This is a genomic window from Streptomyces sp. NPDC007095 (assembly GCF_040634475.1).
Classification (GTDB): domain Bacteria; phylum Actinomycetota; class Actinomycetes; order Streptomycetales; family Streptomycetaceae; genus Streptomyces.
In genome coordinates this window covers 10626-14205 of sequence record NZ_JBEYFS010000277.1, presented here as the reverse complement: position 1 = coordinate 14205, position 3580 = coordinate 10626, and the positions used below count along the sequence as shown (strand labels likewise).

4 protein-coding genes and 1 pseudogene are annotated in these 3580 nt (G+C 71.3%); 3 read left to right on the top strand and 2 right to left on the bottom strand.

Annotation, left to right across the window (positions count from 1 at the left end):
- Positions 1-91: 91 nt before the first annotated feature.
- On the bottom strand, positions 92-832 hold the full coding sequence (locus ABZ656_RS50670) for an SLATT domain-containing protein (protein ID WP_360278473.1): 741 nt from the start codon (positions 830-832) through the stop codon (positions 92-94).
- Between the two features lie 302 nt (positions 833-1134).
- Between ABZ656_RS50670 and ABZ656_RS50665 the strand changes: the two genes are divergently transcribed.
- From ABZ656_RS50665 to ABZ656_RS50655, 3 genes are read left to right on the top strand one after another with little or no spacing between them, the layout of a single operon-like run.
- Positions 1135-1476 (top strand): YbaB/EbfC family nucleoid-associated protein, encoded by a 342-nt coding sequence (locus tag ABZ656_RS50665; RefSeq protein WP_075033091.1) that lies wholly within the window; start codon positions 1135-1137, stop codon positions 1474-1476.
- Positions 1477-1533: 57 nt separating this feature from the next.
- On the top strand, positions 1534-2133 hold the full coding sequence (gene recR / locus ABZ656_RS50660; protein WP_055613476.1) for a recombination mediator RecR: 600 nt from the start codon (positions 1534-1536) through the stop codon (positions 2131-2133).
- Positions 2126-2785 carry a DUF5063 domain-containing protein gene (locus ABZ656_RS50655; protein ID WP_101399545.1) on the top strand — a complete coding sequence of 220 codons (660 nt, stop codon included), beginning with the start codon at positions 2126-2128 and terminating at the stop codon, positions 2783-2785. Before recR ends, ABZ656_RS50655 begins: the two co-directional genes overlap by 8 nt.
- Before the next feature lie 324 nt (positions 2786-3109).
- On the opposite strand, the pseudogene ABZ656_RS50650 reads toward ABZ656_RS50655, so the two are convergent.
- Positions 3110-3324, bottom strand: a pseudogene (locus ABZ656_RS50650) (alpha/beta hydrolase fold domain-containing protein); the annotation flags it as partial.
- Positions 3325-3580: the final 256 nt, after the last annotated feature.

Sequence of the window (3580 nt, the reverse complement as noted above, 5' to 3'; positions counted from 1 at the left end):
GTCCTCGTACTGGACGTACTTGGGCTTTCGGCCGGTGCGGCGAGAGTGCGTGCCGGGCGTCGCGACGGGGCGAACGTTGCCTGATGCGGCACTAGCGCGGCTCCGGGGGGCGCTGGCGGGGCATGTTCGGGCGGGTGCCCGGCGGCAACGGCAGCCGCCCGGGCGACGCACCCTCCCCCCGGGGAACCCCGGCCAGGGACGACTGGATGCCCAGCGGCGCGGGCCCGGTCCGGAACTCCACCATCCAGTCCGCCGTCTCCACCCGCACCAACTCCGTCATATCCTCCGAAAACCTCCGCAGCACCCCCAGACACCGATCCGCCGCCTCGCTGGCGGTCCCCTCCGTCGGCCCCAAAACCTCCCGCACACTCTCCGACGCCCAGTCGAACTGCAACACCTGCAACCGCCGCTGCACGGCCTGCGCGGTCGCCACGTCCCTTATCCACCCGGAGGTCACCCCGAAGAACCGGTCCCCGGCCACGCACGCGACCCCGAGCAGCAGCGCGAGATACCCCCAGGGGGCGACCCCGCCGACCACTCCCGTGAGGTCCAGCAGGGGAAGCGCGGCCCCGGCCGCCGCCCCCGCCGCCGCCCCGCCCCGCAGCACCCGCGCTCCCCGCCGCTTCCACACCCGGTCCGCGAGATACCAGGACGCCGTGTCGAGCGCCCCCCGCTCCACCCACCGGTACAGCTCATGGAGCCGCTCGGCCGGCTCCCCCCAGTCCCCGAGCGGAAACGCCCGGCCGGTCAGATCACCCGGCCGGGTCCCCGCGGCCCTGTCGTCCCGCCCGTCCTGGGGCGGCCCCTCGGGCTGCATCTCCGGCTGGCTCACCCGGCACTCCCTACTGGCGAAGGACGACGAAGCTGGTGATGTTGCTGGTGACGTTGTGTCTGGTGACGGTGTGTGATGTCAAGTGACGCATGGTGCCGAAGCGCCGCCCCCTTCCTACCGCCCAATGGGTGGCGATGGCCCGGGTTTCGCCGCTTTTCCGACCGAAAGAGGGTCTTGATCAGGTATAGGCTTCGAGATCGTCTCACTCGAAAGAGTGCTTGGGCGACGGCCCCGCCAACCACGTAGGCTCGTGCTGAACGGGAAAACCCCGTCCAGACAGCCGTACGGACCAGGAGCTGATCGTGATTCCCGGTGGTGGCCAGCCCAATATGCAGCAGCTGCTCCAGCAGGCCCAGAAGATGCAACAGGACCTCGCCAACGCGCAGGAGGAACTCGCGCGCACCGAAGTCGAAGGCCAGGCGGGCGGCGGTCTGGTGACGGCGACGGTGACGGGCTCGGGTGAGCTGCGCGCCCTGGTCATCGACCCGAAGGCCGTGGACCCCGAGGACACCGAGACCCTCGCCGACCTGGTCGTCGCGGCGGTCCAGGCGGCCAACGAGAACGCCCAGGCGCTTCAGCAGCAGAAGCTCGGCCCGCTCGCCCAGGGCCTCGGCGGCAGCGGCATCCCCGGCCTGCCTTTCTAAGACCGGCGGCGGCCAACTACCGTACGTACTGAAAGATTCCAGGAAGGGCGGCAGTCCGTGTACGAAGGCGTGGTCCAGGACCTCATCGACGAGTTGGGGCGGCTGCCCGGCGTCGGTCCCAAGAGCGCGCAGCGGATCGCCTTCCACATCCTGCAGGCCGAGCCGACGGACGTCCGCCGGCTCGCGCAGTGCCTCATGGAGGTCAAGGCGAAGGTCCGGTTCTGCGCGACCTGCGGCAATGTGGCGCAGGAGGAACTGTGCAACATCTGCCGCGACCCTCGTCGGGACCTGACCGTCATCTGTGTGGTCGAGGAGCCCAAGGATGTCGTCGCGATCGAGCGGACGCGCGAGTTCCGGGGCAAGTACCACGTGCTGGGCGGCGCGATCAGCCCGATCGAGGGCGTCGGCCCGGACGACCTCCGGATAAGGGAACTCCTCGCCCGTCTCGCCGACGGCACGGTCACGGAGCTCATCCTTGCCACGGACCCGAACCTGGAGGGCGAGGCGACGGCCACGTACCTCGCCCGCATGATCAAGCCCATGGGCCTCAGGGTCACCCGCCTGGCCAGCGGCCTCCCGGTGGGTGGCGACCTGGAATACGCGGACGAGGTCACACTCGGCCGCGCCTTCGAGGGGAGACGACTCCTAGATGTCTGACGCCACGCTGCACGCGACCAGCCAGGACCCCGACGACTTCGTGGTCCAGATCGCGGACCAGGTCGAGAGCTTCATCGTCGCCGTCACCGAAGTGGCGAAGGGCGACGAGCCCGACTCCGCCGTGCCCTTCCTCCTCCTGGAGGTGTCCCAGCTGCTGCTGGCGGGCGGCCGTCTCGGCGCGCACGAGGACATCGTCCCCGACGAGCGCTACGAGCCGGACCTCGGTCCGGAGCCGGACGTCGACGACCTGCGTGAGCGCCTCGCGGTCATGCTGGACCCGATCGACGTCTACTCCGAGGTGTTCGACCCGTACGAACCGCGCAAGGCCCCGGTGGCCTGCCGCATCTCGGACGACCTCGCGGACGTCATCACCGATCTGCGCCACGGCATGGCCCACTACCGCGCGGGCCGCACCACCGAAGCCCTGTGGTGGTGGCAGTTCTCCTACTTCTCCAACTGGGGGTCCACCACCTCGGCGGCCCTGCGCGCCCTCCAGTCCCTGGTGGCCCACGTCCGTCTGAACCAGCCCCTGGACGACCTCAACGGCCTCGACACCGACCAGGATCTCGGCGAGGAGGTCCTCGCGGAGGAGGCGGGCCGGGTCATGGCCGAGGAGATCGGCGGCCCGCTCGGCATCAGGTCGTCCAGGTAGCGCCGTCCGGGGTCGGTCGGCGGGCCGGTGCGCCCGGGTGAAGGCGGCGGCGGAGGAGGTCAGCGCGGCGTCGGTGTCGTCGAGCAGCGCGGCGTCGGTGTCGTCGAGCAGCGCGGCGAACCCCTGGAAGACGTGCGGGACCTGGGGCCAGACCCGCAGCTGGACCGCCACGTCGTGCTCGGCCGCGCGGGCGGCCAGTCGTACGGTGTCGTCCAGCAGGATCTCGTGCGAACCGACCTGGATGAGCAGGGGCGCGAGCCCCGTCCCGCCTCCTTGAGCGCGACGAGCGTGGCCACCACCAGCCCGCCGCCCGCGGGCTCCCCGGCGAACGCGGCCTCGGAGCTGGGTGTCCCGTCCGCGAGCAGGGCGTGACAGGCGGCCAGGGCGTCGTCGACGGCCGCGGGGAACAGATGCTCCGGGGCCGGCCGGTAGTCCACCGAGACGGCACGGACCCCGACACGCCGGGCCACGTCGGCGGCCGGTCCCGCGGAGTCGGCGGCCGGGCCGAGGGTGTAGGCGCCGCCGTGGAAGCAGAGCACCACAGCCGAAGACGAAGAATCGTTACCCGGAGTCTCGACGGTGACGACCGGTATGCCACCGAGCCGGCCAGGCGTGGCCGTGACGTCTTCGGGCAGCGGCACGGACGCGATCTTCGCAAGCCGGTCGCTCACGTTCGGATCGAGCAGCGGCTCCCCTGCCCGGCCCACGTCTGATCCAGCGGCGACGGGCTCGACGTACCGGCACGGCCCCGCCCCACCGCCGACATTGGCGGCCCACCACCGGTACCAGGCGTCC